This window comes from Citrobacter sp. KTE151 (assembly GCF_000398845.1).
Taxonomy (GTDB): Bacteria; Pseudomonadota; Gammaproteobacteria; order Enterobacterales; family Enterobacteriaceae; genus Citrobacter; species Citrobacter braakii.
Genome location: NZ_KB976064.1, coordinates 1,269,607 through 1,293,017, shown reverse-complemented (window position 1 = coordinate 1,293,017; position 23,411 = coordinate 1,269,607). Strand labels below are relative to the sequence as shown.

Here is a 23,411-nt window from a genome sequence, read left to right as displayed (position 1 = left end):
CTTATCAGGCCTACGAAGCTACTTGCCCTCTTTTTTCTGCGGTGAAAACAGCAGGGAAGGGGAGTGCGACAGGTAATTTGACGACGTCTGAGACAAAAACGCCGAAAGCGGCAATTCATCTTTACCTATTAGCTCTGCCGGCGTCACCGCCGGGTAATCCTGCGCCAGTTGCTGCGTTTCAAGCGCCCGTTTTTCTTTCTCCTGCAGATACCCCACCAGGCTAATCTGGTACTTACGGATATTTTCCACATAAGCGTAGGCTTCGTGGCCTCGCGCATAACCATAGGTCAGCTTGTTGTAATACGGCTTTTGGCTGAGCAGCGGCAGACGCTGTTTTACGTCGGACCAGCTGTTCGGATTGCCTTTGGTTTTCACGGTCAGCGCCCGTGCATCCAGCATGTGCGCATAACCCATGTTGTAGGCTGCGAGCGCAAACCAGATGCGTTCCCCTTCGGGGACGGTATCGGGCACTTTACTCATCATATCCTGCAAATACCGCGCGCCGCCGCTGATGCTTTGTTCGGCATCGGTACGGTCAGTCAGTCCGAGACTTTGAGCGGTATTTTTGGTCAGCATCATCAACCCGCGTACGCCGGTCGGGGAAGTAGCCTGCGCGTCCCAGTGTGACTCCTGATAAGAGATTGCGGCGAGCAGTCGCCAGTCTATCTCCTGCGCATATTTCTCAAACAGTGGCTTAAGGTCCGGCAATACGCTGTCTACGGCACGTAAAAAGGTGCGGGTATCAACATAGTCAAAATCATCGCCATGTCCGAGATACTTTTCTTCCAGCCGCGCCAGAGAGCCGTCTTCATTCATGGTGTTAAAAAAATCCAACAGGGCGGCAGACAGCGTGTTGTCATCGTCCAGGCGACTAAACCAGGTCACCGGCTGTTCGTCAGATACGTCCAGCGCTACGGCCAGTTCAGGATGTACGCGTTGGTATAAGCTGATGGCGACGGAATCGGCAATGGTGTAATCCAGCTTCCCGGCGATAACATCATCAAGCAGTTCAGTAGTGCCCTTTTTGTCATCCACCTTCCAGCTCAGATCGGGAAATTTATTCTCTTTAAGCAACTGGAGATCGTTAACCACCACGTGCCCCGGGGCAATGGTCAGTTGATTTTCGTTCACGGTGGCAAGAGTGCGCGGGCGGTATTGCCCAACCCGATACACCAACTGTTGTGAAACCGAATAGTAGGTTGGGCCGGGCTGGTAATTTTTCACCCGCTCGCTGTTATATACCAGGCCTGCGGCTAACAGATCGGCATGGCCGTTATCCAGGTCGTCAAAGAGCTGGCTGATGTTCTGGCGCACGGTGACTTTTAACTTCACGCCCAGGTAGTTGGCGAACGCCTGAGTCAGTTCATAATCCAGGCCGAATTTCTTGCCGTTGAGGGTCGCGTAAGTTAATGGCGAGTCGAGGGTACTGACGCGCAGTTCTCCCCGCGACTGAATGGCGGCGATACGATTTTCGGCTTTACCGAACCAGGGAATAGATGGCCAGAGGGCCGCTGCCAACAACAGCGTTAATATGCCGATGAACAGATAATTAATCTTTAATTTTTTCAATTAGTTAATTCTCTGAACCGTACGTTGTCTCTGCCTGCTGTGGTGATGATTAAGAAGTGAAGTCGTCATTAATGAGCGGCATTTTGCTTAAACTTGCGTCAGTTGGCAACTTATTCAGAAACCAGACCGCATTTGATGATAAGAGAAGGTCGTGATTTTATTTCGACGCAAACGGTTTCGTCGGCGCGGTAGATTCTTTATAATGACGCCCGTTTCCCCCACTTGGGCACACCGAAAGCTTAGAAGACGAGAGACTTATGATGGAAATTCTGCGTGGTTCACCTGCACTGTCTGCATTCCGTATTAACAAACTGCTGGCACGTTTTCAGGCTGCCAACCTCCAGGTCCACAATATTTACGCCGAGTACGTCCATTTTGCCGATCTGAATGCACCGTTGAACGAGGATGAGCACGCCCAGCTTGTACGCCTGCTGAAATATGGTCCTGCTCTTCACAGCCATGCCCCTGAAGGCAAACTGCTGCTGGTTACGCCTCGCCCTGGCACCATCTCCCCGTGGTCTTCTAAAGCGACTGATATTGCCCACAACTGCGGCCTGCAACAGATTAGCCGTCTGGAACGTGGCATTGCCTGGTATGTAGAAGCCTCTACGCTGACCGCTGAGCAATGGCAGATGGTTGCCGACGAACTGCACGACCGCATGATGGAAACGGTTTTTTCTGCGCTGAACGATGCCGAAAAACTGTTTGTCCATCACCAGCCTGCGCCGGTCTCCAGTGTTGATCTGCTGGGTGAGGGACGCCAGGCGCTGATCGACGCTAACCTGCGTCTCGGTCTGGCGCTGGCGGAAGACGAAATCGACTATCTGCAGGATGCGTTTACCAAACTGGGACGCAACCCGAACGACATTGAACTGTACATGTTTGCGCAGGCTAACTCCGAGCACTGCCGCCACAAAATTTTTAACGCCGACTGGGTTATCGACGGTAAACAGCAGCCCAAGTCGCTGTTCAAGATGATTAAAAACACTTTCGAAACTACGCCGGACCACGTGCTGTCTGCTTATAAAGACAACGCCGCGGTAATGGAAGGTTCTGAAGTGGGCCGCTACTTTGCCGACCACAAAACCGGCCGCTACGATTTCCATCAGGAGCCAGCCCACATTCTGATGAAAGTTGAAACCCACAACCACCCGACGGCTATCTCTCCGTGGCCGGGCGCGGCTACCGGCTCCGGCGGCGAAATCCGCGACGAGGGTGCAACCGGTCGTGGTGCAAAACCGAAAGCCGGGCTGGTGGGCTTCTCCGTTTCCAACCTGCGTATTCCTGGCTTTGAACAGCCGTGGGAAGAAGACTTTGGTAAGCCGGACCGTATTGTTACCGCGCTCGATATCATGACCGAAGGTCCGTTGGGCGGCGCGGCGTTTAACAACGAATTCGGTCGTCCGGCGCTGACCGGCTACTTCCGAACCTACGAAGAAAAGGTCAACAGCCACAACGGCGAAGAGCTACGCGGTTACCATAAACCGATCATGCTGGCGGGCGGGATCGGTAACATCCGTGCCGATCACGTGCAAAAAGGTGAGATCGTCGTTGGCGCCAAGCTGATCGTCCTCGGCGGCCCGGCGATGAACATCGGGCTTGGCGGCGGGGCGGCCTCCTCTATGGCTTCCGGCCAGTCTGATGCCGATCTTGATTTCGCTTCGGTACAGCGCGACAACCCGGAAATGGAACGTCGTTGCCAGGAAGTTATCGACCGCTGCTGGCAGATGGGCGATGCGAACCCGATCCTGTTTATCCATGACGTTGGCGCAGGCGGTCTGTCTAACGCCATGCCGGAGTTGGTAAGCGATGGCGGTCGCGGCGGTAAGTTCCAGCTGCGCGATATTCTTAGCGACGAGCCGGGTATGAGCCCGCTGGAAATCTGGTGTAACGAATCCCAGGAGCGCTATGTGCTGGCGGTTGCCGCTGACCAGCTACCGCTGTTTGACGAACTGTGTAAGCGCGAGCGCGCGCCGTATGCGGTGATCGGTGAGGCCACTGAAGAACAGCATCTCACACTGAGCGATAGCCACTTCGATAACCAGCCGATCGACATGCCGCTTGATGTGCTGCTGGGTAAAACCCCGAAAATGACCCGCGATGTGCAGACGCTGAAAGCCAAAGGCGACGCCCTGAATCGTGGCGAAATCTCGATTGCAGATGCGGTTAACCGCGTGCTGCATCTGCCGACTGTCGCTGAGAAAACGTTCCTCGTGACGATCGGCGACCGTACCGTTACCGGCATGGTGGCGCGTGACCAGATGGTTGGTCCGTGGCAGATCCCGGTAGCCAACTGCGCGGTCACCACCGCAAGCCTGGATAGCTACTACGGTGAAGCGATGTCTATCGGTGAGCGTGCGCCAGTTGCGCTACTGGATTTCTCGGCTTCTGCGCGTCTGGCGGTAGGTGAAGCGCTGACTAACATTGCGGCAACGCAGATTGGCGATATCAAACGCATTAAACTGTCGGCTAACTGGATGGCGGCTGCGGGTCACCCCGGTGAAGATGCCGGGCTGTACGAAGCGGTAAAAGCCGTTGGGGAAGAATTATGTCCGGCGCTTGGCCTGACTATTCCGGTGGGCAAAGACTCTATGTCGATGAAAACCCGCTGGCAGGAAGGTAATGAGCAGCGTGAAATGACTTCGCCGCTGTCCCTGGTGATCACCGCCTTTGCCCGCGTGGAAGACGTGCGCCGCACGATAACCCCACAGCTCTCTACTGAAGACAACGCCCTGCTGCTGATTGACCTCGGTCTTGGTCACAACGCGCTGGGCGCGACGGCGCTGGCACAGGTTTATCGTCAACTGGGCGACAAGCCTGCCGACGTGCGTAACGTTGAGCAACTGAAAGGCTTCTACGACGCCATTCAGGCGCTGGTCGCGCAGCGTAAGCTGCTGGCCTACCATGACCGTTCCGACGGCGGACTGCTGGTTACGCTGGCGGAAATGGCCTTCACCGGTCACTGCGGTATTGACGCTGATATCCACTCGTTGGGTGACGATCGTCTGGCGGCGCTGTTTAATGAAGAGCTGGGCGCAGTGATCCAGGTTCGCGCTGCTGACCGTGAAGCGGTTGAGGTGTTGCTGGCACAACATGGCCTGGCAGATTGCGTGCACTATCTCGGCCAGGCGGTAACGGGTGACCGTTTCACCCTGAGCGCCAACGGTCAGCCGGTGTTCAGCGAAAGCCGCACCACGCTGCGCATGTGGTGGGCGGAAACCACCTGGCAGATGCAGCGTCTGCGCGACAACCCGGAGTGTGCCGATCAGGAACACGACGCGAAAACCAACGATGCCGATCCTGGCCTCAACGTTAAACTGTCGTTTGATATCAACGAAGATGTTGCCGCCCCGTACATCGCTACCGGCGCGCGTCCAAAAGTGGCCGTGCTGCGCGAGCAGGGCGTGAACTCCCACGTCGAAATGGCGGCTGCCTTCCACCGTGCGGGCTTTGACGCCATCGATGTGCATATGAGCGACCTGCTGGGCGGACGCATCGGTCTGGGTAACTTCCAGGCGCTGGTAGCCTGTGGCGGTTTCTCTTACGGCGATGTGCTCGGCGCAGGGGAAGGCTGGGCGAAGTCGATTCTGTTCAACAACCGCGTCCGCGATGAGTTCGAAACCTTCTTCCATCGCCCGCAAACGCTGGCGCTCGGGGTGTGTAACGGTTGCCAGATGATGTCTAACCTGCGTGAACTGATCCCGGGAAGCGAGCTGTGGCCACGCTTTGTGCGTAACCACTCCGATCGTTTTGAAGCCCGCTTCAGCCTGGTCGAAGTGACGCAAAGCCCGTCTTTACTGCTTGCCGATATGGTTGGTTCGATGATGCCGATTGCCGTTTCTCACGGTGAAGGCCTTGTGGAAGTGCGTGACGGCGCGCATCTGGCCGCGCTGGAGAGTAAGGGGCTGGTGGCGCTGCGCTACGTTGATAACTTCGGTAAGGTGACCGAGACCTACCCGGCTAACCCGAACGGTTCGCCGAACGGAATTACTGCCGTTACTACTGAAAATGGTCGCGTCACCATTATGATGCCGCACCCGGAACGTGTATTCCGTACCGTGAGCAACTCCTGGCACCCGGAAAACTGGGGCGAGGACAGCCCGTGGATGCGTATTTTCCGCAACGCGCGTAAACAGCTCGGGTAATCAGCTCGATAACCCTTAAGCCCCTCTGCGTGAGGGGCTTTTTTTTGTCTGTCATTTTGTATGCCAGATAACGCATGTATGCCGCTATCCGACAATGCGTTTAAGTGTCGGGAAATCCCGACATAGGCGGGGTTACGTTGTCGCCAAAAAGAGACACTTAATTATATGATTTACAATGAATTTGTTTTTAAGTGCTGCAAGTGTTGCTGATTGGAGACGGTAAGGGTGAAAAATAGCCAAAATCATTTTTCATATGAATAAGAACATTTTTTATATTTATCATTGTGTTAATAAAGTGTTTTGAATATTGGCACAGATGCTGCATAATATTGCCCAGTGGCTCATTCACCTTCTTATGTCAGCCCCTTCGGGACGTGCTACATAAACTTCGAATGACGCACAACAAGGTGCCTGCCGTCCAACATCTGATATTAGCATCGCTCATATCAACCTTCGGGCGAAACGTCGAGTTAGGCACCGCCTTATTCCACAACAAAGCCGGGTTAATCCCGGCTTTGTTGTATCTGACGTTCCCCTCAGTTAGCATCAACCTATTCCTGTCCATTGAGAGTAACGCCTTGAAGCGCTGGTCTGTTTTCCCCCGATCTTTACGTCAATTGGTTACGTTGGCATTTTTGCTTATCCTGCTGCCGTTGTTAGTTTTGGCCTGGCAGGCGTGGCAAAGTCTGAATGCCCTGAGCGCGCAGGCGGCGCTGACGAACCAAACCACGCTGATTGACGCCAGACGCAGTGAAGCAATGACCAATGCCTCGCTGGAGATGGAGCGTAGCTACAGGCAATACTGTGTGCTTGATGACCCAACGCTGGCTAAGGTTTACCAGAGCCAACGTAAACGCTACAGCGACATGCTGGATGCGCATGCGGGTGTGTTGCCGGATACCAAGCTTTATCAGGCACTGCGTCAGGACCTCAACGATCTCGCGCAGTTACAGTGCACCAACAGTGGTCCTGATAGCGTGGCGGCGGCGCGGCTGGATGCTTTCGCCAGTGCCAATACTGAAATGGTACAAGCGACGCGCACGGTCGTCTTTTCTCGTGGGCAGCAGCTACAGCAGGAAATAGCCGAACGTGGGCAGTTCTTTGGCTGGCAGGCGCTGGTGCTGTTTCTTGTCAGCCTGGCGATGGTGTTGCTGTTTACCCGCATGATAATCGGTCCGGTGAAGGGCATAGAAAAAATGATCAATCGTCTGGGGGAAGGGCGCTCGCTGGGCGATAGCGTATTATTTACGGGACCCCGGGAGCTGCGGTCCGTGGGGCAGCGCATTATCTGGCTGAGCGAACGTCTCTCCTGGCTGGAGTCACAACGACATCAGTTTTTACGCCACCTGTCTCATGAGCTGAAAACGCCTCTGGCGAGTATGCGCGAAGGTACCGAGCTGTTAGCCGATCAGGTCGTTGGGCCGTTAACGCCAGAGCAAAAAGAGGTGGTCGGTATTCTCGATGACAGTAGCCGCAACCTGCAAAAACTGATTGAGCAACTGCTCGATTACAACCGCAAGCTGGCGGATGACGAGGTTGAGCTTGAACGAGTGGAAATCGCGCCGCTGGTGGAAAGCGTTGTTTCTGCACATAGCCTGCCCGCTCGCGCCAAAATGATACATACTGATGTTGCGCTTGCGGTGAACGCCTGCCTGGCAGAACCGATGCTATTGATGAGCGTGCTGGACAATCTTTATTCCAATGCGGTGCACTATGGCGCTGAATCCGGTAACATTTGGATCCGCAGCAGTTTGCATGGCTCAATGGTATACATTGATGTAATGAATACCGGCACACCGATTCCAGAAGCAGAACAGACCATGATCTTCGAGCCTTTTTTCCAGGGTAGCCATCAGCGAAAAGGGGCGGTAAAAGGAAGCGGGTTGGGGCTGAGCATTGCCAGAGATTGCATCCGCCGTATGCGGGGCAAACTGTATCTGGTTGATGAGCATGCGCAAAACGTTTGTTTTCGCATAGAACTGCCGCTATCTGCAGCGAAAAATCACTAAAATAAACCTAAGTCTGGTGAGTATGCCATACGTTGTTGTCCGAATGCTTAAACGACATTTTTTCCGTCGCGTCATCCTCGCAAGCCTGCCGTGTCTGGCGCTGGTAGGCTGCGTCCCGAACGCGGTGAATCATATTATCGGCGACCCCTCGCAGGAGAAAATTCCGCCTCATCAACTGGCGGACTACCTTGCAACCGACTGTAGCGATATCTGGTCGCTGTCTGGTCAGCCCACAGAGACTAATCCGCTGTACTGGCTGCGGGCGATGGATTGCGCCAATCGCCTGATGCCGGTACAGGCGCGTAGTGAAGCCAGCACGATGATGCCTGATACCTGGCAGGGGGCTTTCAGGCGCGGGATCCTGCTTGATAACGCCAACATTACGCCGCCTGAAAGGCGGGAGACGGTTACGCGCCTCGACGCATTAAGCCCGCAAATTCCGCCACAGGTACGCCCGCTGTATCAGGTCTGGCGCAGCAGTCAGACGATGCAGCTGCAGCTGGCCGAAGAGCGTATGCGCTACAGCAAGCTTCAGCAGGCGTCAGACAGCGATCTTGATACGCTACGTCAGCAGCAGCAACATTTGCAGTCTCAGCTCGATCTCACGACCCGCAAGCTGGAGAATCTAACCGATATTGAACGCCAGCTTTCCACGCGCAAACCTGCCGGTAGTTACAACCCTGATGCGCCGCACGGGAACGAAAAAGTCACCCTACCTGATAACGAGGAAGGCGCAGCGCCGTCTGCCGATGAGGTCACGCCATGATAAGCCGTAAGCCCGCGCATCTGCTGCTGGTGGATGACGATCCCGGCCTGTTGAAATTACTTGGAATGCGCCTGACCAGCGAAGGCTACAGCGTCGTAACCGCAGAAAGCGGGCAGGAAGGGCTACGGGTGCTGAACCGTGAAAAAGTGGATCTGGTTATTAGCGATCTGCGCATGGATGAAATGGACGGCATGCAGCTGTTTACTGAAATCCAGAAAGTGCAGCCGGGAATGCCGGTTATTATTCTCACCGCTCACGGTTCCATCCCCGACGCCGTTGCGGCGACTCAGCAAGGGGTGTTCAGCTTTCTCACTAAGCCGGTCGATAAAGACGCGTTATACCATGCGATCGACGGGGCGTTGGAACAGTCTGCGCCTGCCGCTGATGACAGCTGGCGTGAGTCCATCGTCACCCGCAGCCCACTGATGCTGCGCCTGCTGGAACAGGCGCGCATGGTGGCGCAATCGGACGTAAGCGTATTGATCAACGGCCAAAGTGGAACCGGGAAAGAAGTTTTTGCCCAGGCCATTCACAACGCCAGCCCGCGCAGCCACAAGCCCTTTATTGCCATTAACTGCGGCGCATTGCCGGAACAACTGCTGGAGTCTGAGCTGTTTGGTCATGCGCGCGGCGCCTTTACCGGCGCGGTGAGCAATCGTGAAGGGCTGTTTCAGGCCGCGGAAGGCGGGACGCTGTTTCTCGATGAGATTGGCGATATGCCCGCGCCGTTGCAGGTTAAATTGCTACGTGTATTGCAGGAGCGAAAAGTCAGGCCGCTGGGCAGTAACCGCGATATCGATATTGATGTGCGGATCGTTTCCGCGACCCACCGTGATTTACCCAAAGCGATGGCTCGGGGGGAATTTCGCGAAGATTTGTACTATCGCCTCAATGTGGTGAGCCTGAAGATCCCAGCGCTGGCCGAGCGTACGGAAGATATTCCGCTGCTGGCAAACCATCTGCTGCGCCAGTCTGCTGAACGACACAAACCGTTCGTGCGCGCCTTTTCGACCGATGCCATGAAACGGTTAATGACCGCCAGTTGGCCTGGTAACGTGCGTCAGTTGGTTAACGTGATTGAGCAGTGCGTGGCGTTGACCTCTTCGCCGGTGATCAGCGACGCGCTGGTGGAGCAGGCGCTGGAAGGGGAGAATACCGCGTTGCCGACCTTTGTTGAAGCGCGTAACCAGTTTGAACTCAACTACCTGCGTAAGCTGTTGCAAATCACCAAGGGCAATGTGACCCATGCGGCGCGAATGGCAGGGCGCAACCGCACCGAATTCTACAAGTTGCTCTCTCGCCATGAGCTGGATGCAAACGATTTCAAAGAATAAATCTGCGGATTATGTTAGTTTTATTCGATCAAAAGACAGGCGACCTTTTCAAGGAATAGCATGAAAAAGATTGATGCGATTATTAAACCCTTCAAGCTGGACGACGTCCGCGAAGCGCTGGCTGAAGTCGGCATTACCGGTATGACTGTAACAGAAGTGAAAGGGTTTGGCCGTCAGAAAGGCCATACTGAGCTGTACCGTGGTGCGGAATATATGGTGGATTTTCTGCCGAAGGTAAAAATTGAAATTGTGGTCACCGACGACATCGTCGATACCTGCGTCGACACCATTATTCGTACTGCCCAGACCGGTAAAATCGGTGACGGTAAGATTTTTGTCTTCGACGTGGCACGCGTGATTCGTATTCGCACCGGTGAAGAAGACGACGCGGCAATCTAAGCCGCGCCGTGCTTGCCGGATGGCGGTGTAAACACCTTATCAGGCCTACAATATCCCGTAGGCCTGATAAGCGTAGCGTCATCAGTCATGAGTAATTACAAGACTTTATGCGGGCCGAAGCATTCGTAATGAATGTTCTCGTTTTTCACGCCCAGGCCGACCAACTGCTTCGCGGCAAACTGCATAAAGCCAACCGGACCGCACAGATAAAACTGCATCGCCGGATCGCTGATTGCGCCTTCCAGTTTGTTCAAATCCATCAGACCAACGCTATCAAACGCACCTTTCGCGCGATCGGCTTCGGTTGGCTCACGATACCAGGTGTGTGCGCTAAAGCGTGGCAGCGTTTTGCCCAGTTCATTCACTTCATCGGCAAAGGCATGTACATCGCCATTTTCTGCCGCGTGGAACCAGTTAACCTGCGCCGTATGATTCGCTTTTGCCAGCGTATCCAGCATCGCCAGCATCGGGGTCTGACCTACGCCTGCTGAAATCAGAGACACTGGGGTTTCGGTCGCAACGTCCATAAAGAAATCGCCCGCAGGTGCAGCTAAGTGAACGACGTCGCCCACATTCGCATGGTTGTGCAGCCAGGTGGAAACCTGACCACCGTCTTCACGCTTCACAGCAATACGGTAGACTTTGCCATCGGGTTTACGGGTCAGTGAGTACTGACGAATTTCCTGATGTGGGAAACCTTCCGGCTTCAGCCAGACGCCCAGGTATTGCCCCGGATGATATTCAGCCACTGCGCCACCGTCGACAGGTTCAAATTCAAAGCTGGTGATAAGCGCACTGCGTGGGGTTTTTGCCACGATGCGGAAAGGACGGGTACCCTCCCAGCCGCCATTTTTATTGGCATTTTCACTGTAGATCTGCGCTTCACGGTTGATGAAAACATTCGCCAGCACGCCGTATGCTTTGCCCCATGCATCCAGAACTTCCTGGCCCGGACTGAACATTTCGTCCAGCGTTGCCAGCAAATGGCCACCTACGATGTTGTACTGCTCCGGTTTAATCTGGAAGCTGGTATGCTTCTGCGCGATTTTCTCAACGGCAGGCAACAGCGCCGCCAGGTTCTCGATGTTGCTGGCATACGCGGCAATAGCGTTAAACAGCGCTTCCCGCTGATCGCCATTACGCTGGTTACTCATGTTGAAGATTTCTTTCAGCTCCGGGTTATGCGTAAACATGCGATCGTAGAAATGTGCGGTCAGCTTCGGGCCTGTTTCAACCAGCAGGGGAATGGTGGCTTTCACTGTAGCGATGGTTTGTGCGTCAAGCATACGGTCTTCCTTTATCTGAAATTTTAATGATGTATGTCAAATGCATCTTATAAAAAATACCCCTGCATTGTAAATGGTTCTTTGTAACTTTGCGTTGTAAAGGTTACATCGTGAAAAATCTGCATCACAAACCTGAAAAGAAATCCGTTGAAATTCAGCAGACCTTTGTTCTCCAAAGCCTTGCGTGCCGTGAAGGTAATCGTTTGCGTAAAATCCTTTGTCAAGACCTGTTATCGAAGAATGATTCGGTTATACTGTTCGCCGTCGTCCAACGGGACTGCCTTTTTAGGCCGAAATTCTATTGTTAGCTGAGTCAGGAGATGCGGATGTTAAAGCGTGAAATGAACATTGCCGATTATGATGCCGAACTGTGGCAGGCTATGGAGCAGGAAAAAGTACGTCAGGAAGAGCACATCGAACTGATCGCCTCCGAAAACTACACCAGCCCGCGTGTTATGCAGGCGCAGGGTTCTCAGCTGACCAACAAATACGCTGAAGGTTATCCGGGCAAGCGCTACTACGGCGGTTGCGAGTACGTTGATATCGTTGAGCAATTGGCTATCGATCGTGCAAAAGAGCTGTTTGGCGCTGACTACGCTAACGTACAGCCGCACTCCGGCTCCCAGGCTAACTTCGCTGTTTACACCGCTCTGCTGCAACCGGGTGATACCGTTCTGGGTATGAACCTGGCGCAAGGCGGCCACCTGACTCACGGTTCCCCGGTTAACTTCTCTGGCAAGCTGTACAACATCATCCCTTACGGTATTGATGAGTCCGGTAAAATTGACTACGAAGATATGGCTAAGCAGGCCAAAGAGCACAAGCCGAAGATGATCATCGGCGGCTTCTCTGCTTACTCCGGCGTTGTTGACTGGGCAAAAATGCGTGAAATCGCCGACAGCATTGGCGCATACCTGTTCGTTGACATGGCGCACGTTGCGGGCCTGATCGCCGCAGGCGTTTACCCGAACCCGGTTCCACACGCACACGTAGTGACCACCACCACCCACAAAACCCTGGCGGGTCCGCGCGGCGGCCTGATCCTGGCGAAAGGCGGTGACGAAGAGCTGTACAAAAAGCTGAACTCCGCGGTGTTCCCAAGCGCGCAGGGCGGCCCGCTGATGCACGTGATCGCGGCGAAAGCCGTGGCGCTGAAAGAAGCGATGGAGCCTGAGTTTAAGGTTTACCAGCAGCAGGTTGCCAAAAACGCCAAAGCGATGGTGGAAGTGTTCCTGAACCGTGGCTACAAAGTGGTTTCTGGCGGTACTGAAAACCATCTGTTCCTGCTGGATCTGGTTGATAAAAACCTGACCGGTAAAGAAGCTGACGCCGCACTGGGCCGCGCTAACATCACTGTTAACAAAAACAGCGTGCCGAACGATCCGAAGAGCCCGTTTGTGACTTCCGGTATCCGTATCGGTTCTCCGGCTGTAACTCGCCGTGGCTTTAAAGAAGCGGAAGTGAAAGAGCTGGCTGGCTGGATGTGTGACGTTCTGGACAACATCAATGACGAAGCCGTTATCGAGCGCGTCAAAGGTAAAGTTCTGGATATCTGCGCACGCTTCCCGGTTTACGCGTAATTCTGCTTAACGCAAAACGAAAGGCCGCTGATGCGGCCTTTTTTAATGCTCATCCCGGTCAACGAATCGTCTGTAGTTGCTCCTCCACATACAGATAACCAATTCCCATCAGCTGTTGTGCGCGGCTCAGCTTGCCAAAGCCGATTTGGGTTGCTCTGGTGCGAGTCGCGTCACGATGATCAAAGGGGTTAAATCCCGTCTGCCTGATGATGATATTCAGCCACTCTTCCCCAAAGCCACAGCTGCGACCGTATAACAAAATATTATTTATATTTAAGGTATTCAGGAAGTTGTAGAGACTAAGTCCGATGGCGTTGGCCGAATCTTCAACCCAGGCATGAAGGCGTAAATCCCCCTGTTGCCATTTTTCAATCAAGGCATCAATGGTTAGTGCTTCAGGATTATCAGCGAGATCGGGGCGCGTTTTTAACCACATTCTCGCCTGTTTTTTTAGCGCGCTGAGGGACGCTACGGTTTCCAGACAACCGTATCGACCACAATCGCAGGCTACGCCATCAGGGTTGATAATCGTGTGCCCGATTTGTCCGCTGCCGTAGAGACTGCCGCGCCATACCTGGTCGTTGATAACAAATGATGAGCCAATACCATAATCGACATTGATGACGCAAAAGTCCCGATACTGACCGTCGTTTTGCCATTTTTCCGCCAGCGCCAGCATCACACAATCGTTATCGACCATGACGCGCACGTTGAGTTTTTCTTCCAGCAGGTATTTCAACTCCACGGGCTGTTTCCAGGGCGCCTGCGGCATCGTCTGCGATACGCCCGTTCCCGCATCAACCTGTCCATGAACCGCCAAAGCCAGATTGATTTTTCGATTAGGCCAATTTTTACGGTACTGATGCCAGCATTTCTCAATGGCCGCGAGTAATGCCTGGGGATGGGGGGCGTCAATCGCATGGTATTCAACGTCGCCTTTTGGACTCAGGCAGGCGTTGCCAAGCTGGCACTCGATACTGGTAGGTGTGATGTTCATGCATAAGGTCCAGTCACCCTCCGGGGCGATAAGCCAGGCACCGCTGCTATGGCCGCGTGACAGACGGTCGTCCGGTACATTTACGACGCGTCCTTCTTCCTCCAGCTCCTGAAGAATATTGCTGACGGCAGGAATCGAGATTTGTGCCAGTCGGGCGAGGGTCGATTTGCTGGCTCGTTTCTTGCGATACAGGTACTCCAGCAGCACACCCTTGTTGTAATGGCGAATTTGCTGATTGTTAATGCAGGCTTTCATACACTAAACCTTGTTAACTAAATTGCGTGATTATTGTGCGTAAAACCCGTAATTCTGTCCATTACACTGCTCTCATTATTTCACTCCAGTATGTCTTGTTAACTTTGAGGGCGTTATGAGTTCAGTAAACGTTTGGCAGGAGACGGTACATATTCCGACCTATGAAACGGGGGCGCAGGATGTACATCCCATGTTTCTGGAGAATCGGGTTTATCAGGGGTCTTCCGGGGCCGTGTATCCCTACGGTGTGACGGATACGCTGAGCGAGGATAAAACGTTAAAGGCCTGGCAGGCGGTATGGCTGGAAAATGATTATATCAAAATCATGATCCTGCCCCAGCTCGGGGGCCGCGTGCATCGCGCATGGGATAAGGTGAGGCAGCGTGATTTCGTTTATCACAATGACGTTATCAAACCCGCGCTGGTGGGGCTGCTTGGTCCGTGGATCTCCGGGGGGATCGAGTTCAACTGGCCGCAGCACCATCGACCCACTACGTATATGCCGGTGGATTTTACGATTAGCGAAAATGACGATGGCTCAAAAACAGTGTGGGTTGGCGAGACGGAGCCGATGCATGGGCTGCAGGTGATGACCGGATTTACTCTGCGCCCGCAACGTGCAGCGCTGGAGATTGGCAGTCGCGTCTACAACAGCAATGCCACGCCGCGTCATTTCTTATGGTGGGCGAATCCGGCAGTGAAAGGTGGCGACGGGCATCAAAGCGTCTTTCCACCGGATGTCACCGCGGTGTTTGATCACGGCAAACGTGCGGTTTCAGCCTTCCCGATCGCCACCGGAACGTATTACAAGGTGGACTATTCGGCGGGTGTTGATATCTCTCGCTATAAAAATGTTCCGGTACCGACCTCCTACATGGCGGAAAAGTCAGAATACGATTTTGTCGGCGCCTGGTGCCATGATGAAAATGGCGGGCTTCTGCATGTTGCGGATCATCATACCGCGCCGGGGAAAAAACAGTGGAGCTGGGGGTATAGCGAATTTGGTCAGGCATGGGATAAAAATCTGACCGATGAGAATGGGCCTTATATCGAACTGATGACCGGTATTTTTGCCGATAACCAACCGGATTTTACCTGGCTTGACCCATTTGAAGAAAAGCGTTTTGAGCAATACTTCCTGCCTTACCACTCGCTGGGCATGGTACAGAACGCCTCGCGCGATGCGGTGATTAAACTACAGCGTGATGACGAGGGGATTGCCTGGGGTGTGTATGCCATTTCTCCTCTCTCCGCCCACCGTCTTACCCTTTGCGAAGAGGGGAACCCGCAGCCGCTGCTGGATGAAGTGATTGAGCTGATGCCATGCGCCGTTGTGCAGGGGGCGTTAACCGGGATTAATCCCGCTCGTCTGACGATAACGCTGTCCGATCGCCACGGCAGGAGCGTATTGCGTTATCAGGAACATCAGCCTCAGGAGATACCGCTGCCGGAAGTGGCGAAAGCCCCGCTAAGTGCGGATAAGATCGGCAGCGTGGATGAGGCGTGGTTTATCGGCCAGCATCTGGAGCAATATCACCACGCCAGCCGTTCACCTTTCGACTATTACCTTCGCGGCCTTGAACTGGATCCACTGGATTACCGCTGCAATCTGGCGCTGGCGATGCTGGAATATAATCGCGCCGACTACGTACGAGCGAGCGATTATGCCACTCAGGCGTTGGCGCGTGCGCATCGCCTGAACAAAAATCCGCAGTGCGGGCAGGCAAGCCTGATCCGCGCCAGCGCCAGAGAACGGCTACAGCAATGGCACGATGCGCAGGAGGATTTTTGGCGCGCAGTGTGGAGTGGTAACAGCAAAGCGGGCGGATATTATGGGCTTGCCAGGCTGGCTACGCGAAATGAGCGTTACGATGATGCCCTGAATTTTTGTCGGCAGAGTCTGCTGGCGTGTCAGACCAACCAGGATGTGCTGTCTCTCGAAACATTATTACTGCACCTCACCGGTCGTCATGGCGAGGCACTGCAACTGACCGAAAACCTGCTGCGCGACTATCCGCTGAATCCCACTTTCTGGTGGGTGAAAGCGACGATCTCTGCAGCCGAATCGGACATGGCCCGCTGGGTGGGCGTCTGCCAGTCGCGGGATATTAACGCCTTGCAGACCGCCGGATTATTGCTGGACTGGGGAATGACTGAGCGGGCGAAAGCCGTCCTGACCGCGCTTAACTGCCAGAAAACGCTACCGCTCTATTTGCAAGCCAGTTTGAGCGAGGGGAATGAGCGCCTTGCGCTGATAAACCGCGCGCGCGAGGTGTTTCCTGACTTTGTGCGTTTTCCCAATCTGCTGCCGGAAGTGACGGCGCTGGAAAATGTCACAGAGTGCTATTTTGCTCAGCACCTGCTCGCCTGCTTTCACTACAGCCGGCGTAACTATGAGAAAGCGACTCACCTGTGGCAGCGCTGTGTTGAGATGGCCCCTGATTTTGCTGATGCCTGGCGAGGGCTGGCGATTCATGCGTGGAATAAGCTGTCTGATGTCAGTCTGGCGACGGCGTATCTGGATAAAGCGTGTGAGCAACAACCGCAAGACGCTCGTCTTTTGTTTGAGCGCGATCTGCTGGATAAGCTCACTGCCGCAGAGCCTGGCAAACGCCTTACCCGGCTGGAGGCAAATCTCGCTACGGCACTGAAACGCGACGATTTAACGGCGGAGCTGCTGCATCTTTGGCATCTCGCCGGGAAAACGGAGCACGCGGCCGGGATCCTTTCTTCGCGTAAGTTTCATCCCTGGGAAGGTGGCGAAGGAAAAATAACCAGTCAGTTTATTATCAATCACCTTTTGCGAGCCTGGCAGCATATTCAGCACCAGTGTCCGCAGCAGGCTGAAGCGTTGCTGACTGCCGCGCTGCACTACCCGGATAACCTCAGCGAAGGACGGTTGCCGGGTCAGACCGATAACGATATCTGGTTCTGGCTGGGGATTTGCGCCCGGCAGCAGGGTATGGAAGAACGTGCTGTCGAGTGTTTCCAGAAAGCGGCGCGGGGCGATCGGACGATCAACATTCATAGCTACTACAACGATCAGCCGGTGGATTACCTCTTCTGGCAAGGTATTGCCTTGCGGATGACGGGTGAAAACGCGGCCAGCCACCAGCTTTTCAACGATATGCTGCAATGGTCGCAACACATGGAGGCTGAGCAGGTGGAGGCCGATTTCTTCGCGGTATCCCAACCCGATCTCCTCTCGTTATATGCCGATATCCAAAAGCAGCATCAGGAGAAATGTTTGCTTGTGCGCTCCCTGGCGACGGCAGGACTGGGCGGTGGATCAAGATACGAGCAGGCGCTATCTGAGCTGGAAGCGCTCAATCCCGCCTGGGCGAAGGCAGCGCTGTTTCGACAGACAATGCCCTTCGTGCTGCACCTCATTAACTAAAGAACGTTTACTGTAATCTTTGAGCGGCCTGACCCGCCGCTTTCTTCGGGATGTTTAGAATATGTGAAATCGCCCGGCGGACGCTTATGTTTCGCCGAAGCTAAACAACAATAAATGCCTGACCCTACAGGAGGCACGTATGTCTAAAAATAAGGTAGTCTCATTTTTTTCATGTTTACTGTTAACGTTGTTGAGTATTTCATTCCCCGGCTTTAGCGCAGAGAAAGAGATTACCGTCGGTGCAATCTACCTTGATACTCAGGGGTATTACGCTGGCGTACGTCAGGGCGTTCAGGATGCGGCACTGGAGAATCAGGCAAAAATTCAGCTCATTGAAACCAATGCTCAGGGCGATATTTCCAAAGAGAGTTCGTTTATCGATACGCTGGTTGCGCGTAACGTGGACGCCATTATTCTCTCTGCCGTTTCAGAAAACGGCAGCAGCCGCGCGGTTCGCCGGGCCAGTGAAGCCGGTATTCCGGTGATTTGCTACAACACCTGTATCAATGATAAAGGCGTGGACAAGTATGTCTCTGCCTACCTGGTTGGCGATCCGGTTGAATTTGGTAAAAAGCTGGGGGAAGCCGCGGCTGATTATTTTATTGCACAAAAAATCAGCGCCCCAAAAATTGCGATAATCAACTGTGAAGCGTTCGAGGTCTGTGTGCAGCGGCGAAAAGGCTTTGAAGAGGCGCTAAAAGCACGCGTTCCGGATATGCAGATTGTCGCGAATCAGGAAGGAACTGTTCTCGATAAAGCTATCTCTGTGGGCGAAAAGCTGATTATCTCCTCATCCAGTCTGGACGCCATTATGGGGGAGTCCGGCGGGGCGACGCTGGGTGCGGTTAAAGCGGTCCGCAATCAGGGGAAAGCGGGCAAAATTGCCGTGTTCGGCTCGGATATGACAACGGAAATCGCTCAGGAATTGCAAAGCTATCAGGTGCTGAAAGCCGTTGTCGACATTTCGGGTAAGAAAATGGGCAATGCCGTTTTCGCACAAACCATGAATGTGATTAATAAAACCCCACAGGCAAACAAAATCATCCCTGTGAACATCGATACCTATGTTAAATCTGAAGATGGTAAGCAGTGGCTGACTACGCATGTCGACGGTCTGCCTTGATGACTCCTGTCCGTTAACTGAGGTAGAGATGTGATGACAGCAAGTGAAAAAACGTCGACACCGGTCGCGAAGATAGTCGCAGGAAATAAGCGTTATCCCGGCGTCGTGGCGCTGGATAACGTAAATTTTATGCTCTCAAAAGGTGAGGTTCGGGCGCTGTTGGGGAAAAATGGCGCGGGAAAGTCCACGCTCATTCGTATGCTGACCGGCAGTGAAAGTCCTGATAGCGGCGAAATTTGGTTGGGTGGAACCCGCCTTGAGGGCAGCGATGCCACGCTGACGCGACGCGCAGCGGAGTTGGGGGTCAGAGCCGTATACCAGGAGCTGAGTCTGGTTGAGGGATTGACGGTTGCTGAAAATCTCTGTCTTGGTCAATGGCCGCGTCGTAATGGCATGATTAATCAGACTATGATGGCTCGCCAGGCGACAGAGGCACTGGCGGCTCTCGGTGTTGATGTTCCACCCGATGCTTTAGTCGGGACGTTGAGTCCGGCACAAAAGCAGCTGGTGGAGATTGCCCGTGTAATGAAAGGCCAGCCGCAGGTGGTTATTCTCGATGAACCGACCAGCTCGCTGGCTAATGCGGAAGTTGAGTTGGTGATCAACGCGGTAAAACGGATGTCAGCGCTGGGCGTCGCCGTGATTTATGTCAGTCATCGCATGGAGGAGATCCGCCGTATCGCCTCTTGCGCAACGATCATGCGCGATGGTCAGGTCGCCGGGGATGTTACGCTGGAGAGCACGACCACTCAGGAAATCGTATCGCTGATGCTGGGCAGGGAACATATCGATCTCCCGCGGGTTAAACCCGGCATCTCGCTAACGACTCCGGTTCTGCAGGTTGCGCAATTATGCCACCCGCCAAAGATACATAATATTAGCTTTACGCTGCACCGGGGCGAAGTCCTGGGGATTGCAGGCCTGCTGGGATCGGGTCGTAGCGAATTACTCAAGGCAATCATTGGATTAGAGTCTTTTTCCCGCGGAGAAATCACGCTGAACGGCGTGAATATTTCGCAGCCTGATTATGCCGCAATGCTCAAAAGCGGCGTGGGCTATACCCCGGAAAACCGTAAAGAAGCGGGGATCATTCCGCTACTGGGCGTGGATGAAAACACGGTAATGACCAACCGACACAAGGTGAGTCAACATGGCGTGTTGAACTGGCAGCGGATCCAGGCGCTGACGGCGGCGGTGATGAGCAGGATGACGGTAAAAGCGGCAAATACGCAGACCGCAATCGGGACGTTATCGGGCGGCAATCAGCAAAAGGTGGTCATTGGACGCTGGGTATATGCCGAAAGCGAAATTTTGCTCCTTGATGAGCCGACGCGCGGCGTCGATATTGAAGCCAAACAGCAGATATATCGTATCGTGCGCGAGCTGGCCGCAGAAGGAAAAAGTGTCATCTTCATTTCCAGCGAAATAGAAGAACTGCCTTTAGTTTGCGATCGTATTTTGCTGCTGCAAAACGGCGAATTTACCCGCGAGCTTTTAGCCCCTGTAAATGTCGATGAATTAATGTCGGCCATTCTATCCACGCACTAGCCATTACGTTTATTGAGGAAAAAACAGATGTCTGCCTCATCATTAACGCTGCCGCAAGGCAAAAGTACCGCGCCAAAGCAATTTATTAGCAATCATATTAATGAAATTGGTTTGCTGGTGGTTATTGCTATTTTATATCTGGTATTTTCATTGAACGCGCCAGGATTTATTTCGTTAAATAACCAAATGAACGTCCTCCGGGATGCCGCAACTATTGGGATTGCCGCATGGGCAATGACGCTCATTATTATTTCCGGTGAGATAGACGTGAGTGTTGGGCCGATGGTGGCGTTTATCTCCGTCTGTCTGGCCTTCCTGTTACAGTTTCAGGTGCCGCTTAGCCTTGCCTGCCTGATGGTGTTAATTCTGGGCGCCGCGCTGGGCACGCTTGCTGGCGTATTGCGTGGCGTATTTAGCGTTCCAAGCTTCGTGGCCACATTAGGTTTGTGGAGCGCCTTACGCGGTATGGGACTGTTTATGACCAACGCGCTTCCGGTACCGATTGATGAAAATGAGGTGCTGGAATGGCTCGGTGGGCAGCTATTTGGCATCCCGGTGTCGGCGCTCATTATGCTGATTCTGTTCGTCATCTTTGTCTTTATTAGCCGCAAGACTGCCTTTGGTCGCTCCGTTTTTGCCACCGGCGGGAATGCGACCGCTGCGCAGCTTTGCGGGATTAACGTTAAGCGGGTGCGTATTTTGATTTTTACGCTCTCCGGTTTGCTGGCTGCCATTACCGGGATTCTTTTGGCCGCCAGGCTTGGCTCAGGTAATGCGGGGGCGGCAAATGGCCTGGAGTTTGACGTCATTGCGGCGGTTGTGGTCGGAGGCACCGCGCTGTCCGGCGGTCGCGGTTCATTGTTTGGCACTTTATTAGGCGTACTTGTGATTACCCTTATTGGTAATGGACTGGTGCTGCTGGGAATTAACTCTTTCTTCCAGCAGGTTGTTCGCGGACTAATTATTGTGGTGGCAGTGCTAGCGAATATATTGCTGACCCAACGTAACAGTAAACATTAATATTTATTAATTTATGTAGAGGGAATGATGAAAACAATGCTGGCTGCTTTTTTACCGGGAAATTCCACCGTTGAACTCAGAGAAGTTCCTGTGCCAACGCCGGGGATCAATCAGGTTCTTATTAAAATGAAGTCATCAGGAATTTGCGGGAGCGATGTTCATTATATTTATCATCAGCATCGGGGGACTGCTGCTGCGCCGGATAAGCCATTGTATCAGGGGTTTATTAACGGTCATGAACCTTGTGGACAAATTATTGAAACCGGGGCTGGCTGTCGACACTTCAAAGCGGGTGACCGGGTGCTGGTTTACCATATTTCCGGCTGCGGATTCTGCTCCAACTGCCGACGGGGTTTTCCGATCTCCTGTACCGGGGAGGGCAAAGCCGCCTACGGCTGGCAGCGCGACGGGGGTCATGCTGAATATTTATTAGCGGAAGAGAAAGACCTGATTCATCTCCCGGATGCCCTGAGCTATGAAGACGGGGCGTTTATTAGCTGCGGCGTTGGGACAGCCTACGAAGGTATTCTGCGTGGTGAAGTGTCCGGCAGTGACAACGTTCTGGTTGTCGGCCTCGGGCCTGTCGGTATGATGGCCATGATGCTGGCGAAGGGGCGTGGGGCGAAGCGCGTTATTGGCGTTGATATGCTGCCGGATCGCCTGGCGACGGCAAAACAGCTGGGCGTGATGGACAACGGATTCCTGGCCACGACGGAGAATCTACCGGCGCTGATTGCCGAACTGACGCACGGCGGCGCGGACGTGGCGCTGGATTGTTCCGGTAATGCAGCGGGTCGTCTGCTGGCATTGCAGTCGACAGCGGACTGGGGGCGAGTTGTCTATATCGGTGAAACCGGGAAAGTTGAATTTGAAGTGAGTGCCGACCTGATGCATCACCAGCGGCGTATTATTGGCTCCTGGGTAACCAGCCTGTTCCATATGGAGAAATGCGCCCGCGATCTGACCGACTGGAAGCTTTGGCCGCATAGTGCGATTACGCATCGTTTTTCTCTTGAACAGGCAGGGGAAGCCTATGCGCTGATGGCGAGCGGGAAGTGTGGCAAAGTGGTTATTAACTTTCCGGATTAAGGAGGCCAGATGACGCTTTATACGCTGGAAAATAGCGATCTGCGGCTTCAGGTTGCGGAGCAGGGCGGGGCGATTGAGGGACTGTGGTGGCAACATCAGGGGGAAAAAATCCCCGTGCTGCGCCCAGGCCTGAAAAGCGGAATTGCGGTGGGATCGTCTTGTTTTCCCCTCGTGCCGTTCGGTAACCGGGTGAGCGGGAATCGGTTTCGCTCACCGGCGGGAGAGCATCAGCTGCAACCTAACGTTGAGTGGGACCGCCATTACCTTCACGGCGATGGCTGGCTGAATCGCTGGCGCTGTGTGGCACACTCTCCGACGCAGCTCAGACTGGAGTATATCCATCGGCAGGGAGTCTATCTTTATACGGCGCAGCAGGTTTTTACCCTGAGCGCCAGCGGGGTTGAGGTTGAACTGATCGTCACCAATGAGGGGGATTCGCTCCCGTTTGGCCTGGGCTGGCATCCCTATTTCCCGCTGTCGCCGGGAACCCGTATACAGGCGCATGCCACCGGCTACTGGCTTGAGAAAGAACACTGGCTAACCGGCGCGCACCAGGAGAGCTTGCCGCAAGAGCTGGATTTCAATCAGCCCGCTCCGCTGCCTGAACATTGGGTGAATAATGGTTTCTCCGGCTGGGATGGGGCTGCGGCAATCCAGCAGCCCGATTTGGGGTATCAGCTTTTGATGACTACTGAGCCACCTGCGCCCTGCTATTTTGTTTTTGTTTCCGATCCGGCATTTGATAAGGGATATGCATTCGATTTTTTCTGTTTTGAACCTATGAGCCATGCGCCTGACGATCACCATCGCCCGGATTTTGGTCAGTTAACCCTGTTGGCATGCGGCGAAAGCATGCGGCAAAAAATGACGCTGAATATTCAGTCTTATTAAACT

15 protein-coding genes are annotated in these 23,411 nt (G+C 53.9%); 12 read left to right on the top strand and 3 right to left on the bottom strand.

The annotated features are described in order from the left end of the window. Positions 1–18: 18 nt before the first annotated feature. Positions 19–1,569 (bottom strand): membrane-bound lytic murein transglycosylase MltF, encoded by a 1,551-nt coding sequence (gene mltF, locus WC7_RS08660; protein WP_016154040.1) that lies wholly within the window; start codon positions 1,567–1,569, stop codon positions 19–21. Positions 1,570–1,826: 257 nt separating this feature from the next. Here mltF and purL point away from each other — a divergent pair, with 257 nt between their 5' ends. The 5 genes from purL to glnB all read left to right on the top strand — a co-directional run bounded on the left by purL (position 1,827) and on the right by glnB (position 10,222). Further along, on the top strand, positions 1,827–5,714 hold the full coding sequence (gene purL, locus WC7_RS08665; RefSeq protein ID WP_016154039.1) for a phosphoribosylformylglycinamidine synthase: 3,888 nt from the start codon (positions 1,827–1,829) through the stop codon (positions 5,712–5,714). 578 nt (positions 5,715–6,292) lie between these two features. Beyond that, positions 6,293–7,723 carry a two component system sensor histidine kinase QseE/GlrK gene (qseE, locus tag WC7_RS08670; RefSeq protein ID WP_155849803.1) on the top strand — a complete coding sequence of 477 codons (1,431 nt, stop codon included), beginning with the start codon at positions 6,293–6,295 and terminating at the stop codon, positions 7,721–7,723. Positions 7,724–7,745: 22 nt separating this feature from the next. Continuing rightward, the gene (gene qseG, locus WC7_RS08675) at positions 7,746–8,489 is read left to right on the top strand and encodes a two-component system QseEF-associated lipoprotein QseG (protein ID WP_016154037.1); all 744 of its coding nucleotides are present in this window, start codon (positions 7,746–7,748) and stop codon (positions 8,487–8,489) included. After that, a complete protein-coding gene (gene glrR, locus WC7_RS08680) occupies positions 8,489–9,823 on the top strand; it encodes a two-component system response regulator GlrR (protein ID WP_304412487.1) in 1,335 nt (444 codons plus the stop codon). The genes qseG and glrR overlap by 1 nt, the downstream gene beginning before the upstream one ends. Positions 9,824–9,883: 60 nt before the next feature. Beyond that, a complete protein-coding gene (gene glnB / locus WC7_RS08685; RefSeq protein ID WP_002914032.1) occupies positions 9,884–10,222 on the top strand; it encodes a nitrogen regulatory protein P-II in 339 nt (112 codons plus the stop codon). Between the two features lie 95 nt (positions 10,223–10,317). Here glnB and hmpA read toward each other — a convergent pair whose 3' ends face one another. Further along, the gene (gene hmpA, locus WC7_RS08690) at positions 10,318–11,508 is read right to left on the bottom strand and encodes an NO-inducible flavohemoprotein (RefSeq protein WP_016154035.1); all 1,191 of its coding nucleotides are present in this window, start codon (positions 11,506–11,508) and stop codon (positions 10,318–10,320) included. Between the two features lie 326 nt (positions 11,509–11,834). Between hmpA and glyA the strand changes: the two genes are divergently transcribed. Next, complete coding sequence (gene glyA / locus WC7_RS08695; protein ID WP_003835277.1) at positions 11,835–13,088, top strand: serine hydroxymethyltransferase; 1,254 nt, start codon at positions 11,835–11,837, stop codon at positions 13,086–13,088. A gap of 58 nt (positions 13,089–13,146) precedes the next feature. Here glyA and WC7_RS08700 read toward each other — a convergent pair whose 3' ends face one another. Further along, positions 13,147–14,340 (bottom strand): ROK family transcriptional regulator, encoded by a 1,194-nt coding sequence (locus WC7_RS08700; RefSeq protein WP_016154034.1) that lies wholly within the window; start codon positions 14,338–14,340, stop codon positions 13,147–13,149. Positions 14,341–14,455: 115 nt separating this feature from the next. Here WC7_RS08700 and WC7_RS08705 point away from each other — a divergent pair, with 115 nt between their 5' ends. From WC7_RS08705 to WC7_RS08730, 6 genes are all read left to right on the top strand, one after another. Then, entirely contained in the window at positions 14,456–17,737 is a 3,282-nt protein-coding gene (locus tag WC7_RS08705; protein ID WP_016154033.1) for a DUF5107 domain-containing protein, read from the top strand. Positions 17,738–17,876: 139 nt separating this feature from the next. Continuing rightward, positions 17,877–18,860 carry a substrate-binding domain-containing protein gene (locus WC7_RS08710; protein WP_016154032.1) on the top strand — a complete coding sequence of 328 codons (984 nt, stop codon included), beginning with the start codon at positions 17,877–17,879 and terminating at the stop codon, positions 18,858–18,860. Positions 18,861–18,890: 30 nt separating this feature from the next. Then, on the top strand, positions 18,891–20,408 hold the full coding sequence (locus tag WC7_RS08715) for a sugar ABC transporter ATP-binding protein (protein WP_155849796.1): 1,518 nt from the start codon (positions 18,891–18,893) through the stop codon (positions 20,406–20,408). Positions 20,409–20,435: 27 nt separating this feature from the next. Next, positions 20,436–21,428, top strand: coding sequence for an ABC transporter permease (locus tag WC7_RS08720; RefSeq protein WP_016154030.1), 993 nt, complete (start codon positions 20,436–20,438; stop codon positions 21,426–21,428). 27 nt (positions 21,429–21,455) lie between these two features. Continuing rightward, positions 21,456–22,517 (top strand): zinc-dependent alcohol dehydrogenase family protein, encoded by a 1,062-nt coding sequence (locus WC7_RS08725; protein WP_016154029.1) that lies wholly within the window; start codon positions 21,456–21,458, stop codon positions 22,515–22,517. 9 nt (positions 22,518–22,526) lie between these two features. Beyond that, positions 22,527–23,408 (top strand): aldose 1-epimerase, encoded by an 882-nt coding sequence (locus tag WC7_RS08730; protein ID WP_016154028.1) that lies wholly within the window; start codon positions 22,527–22,529, stop codon positions 23,406–23,408. Positions 23,409–23,411: the final 3 nt, after the last annotated feature.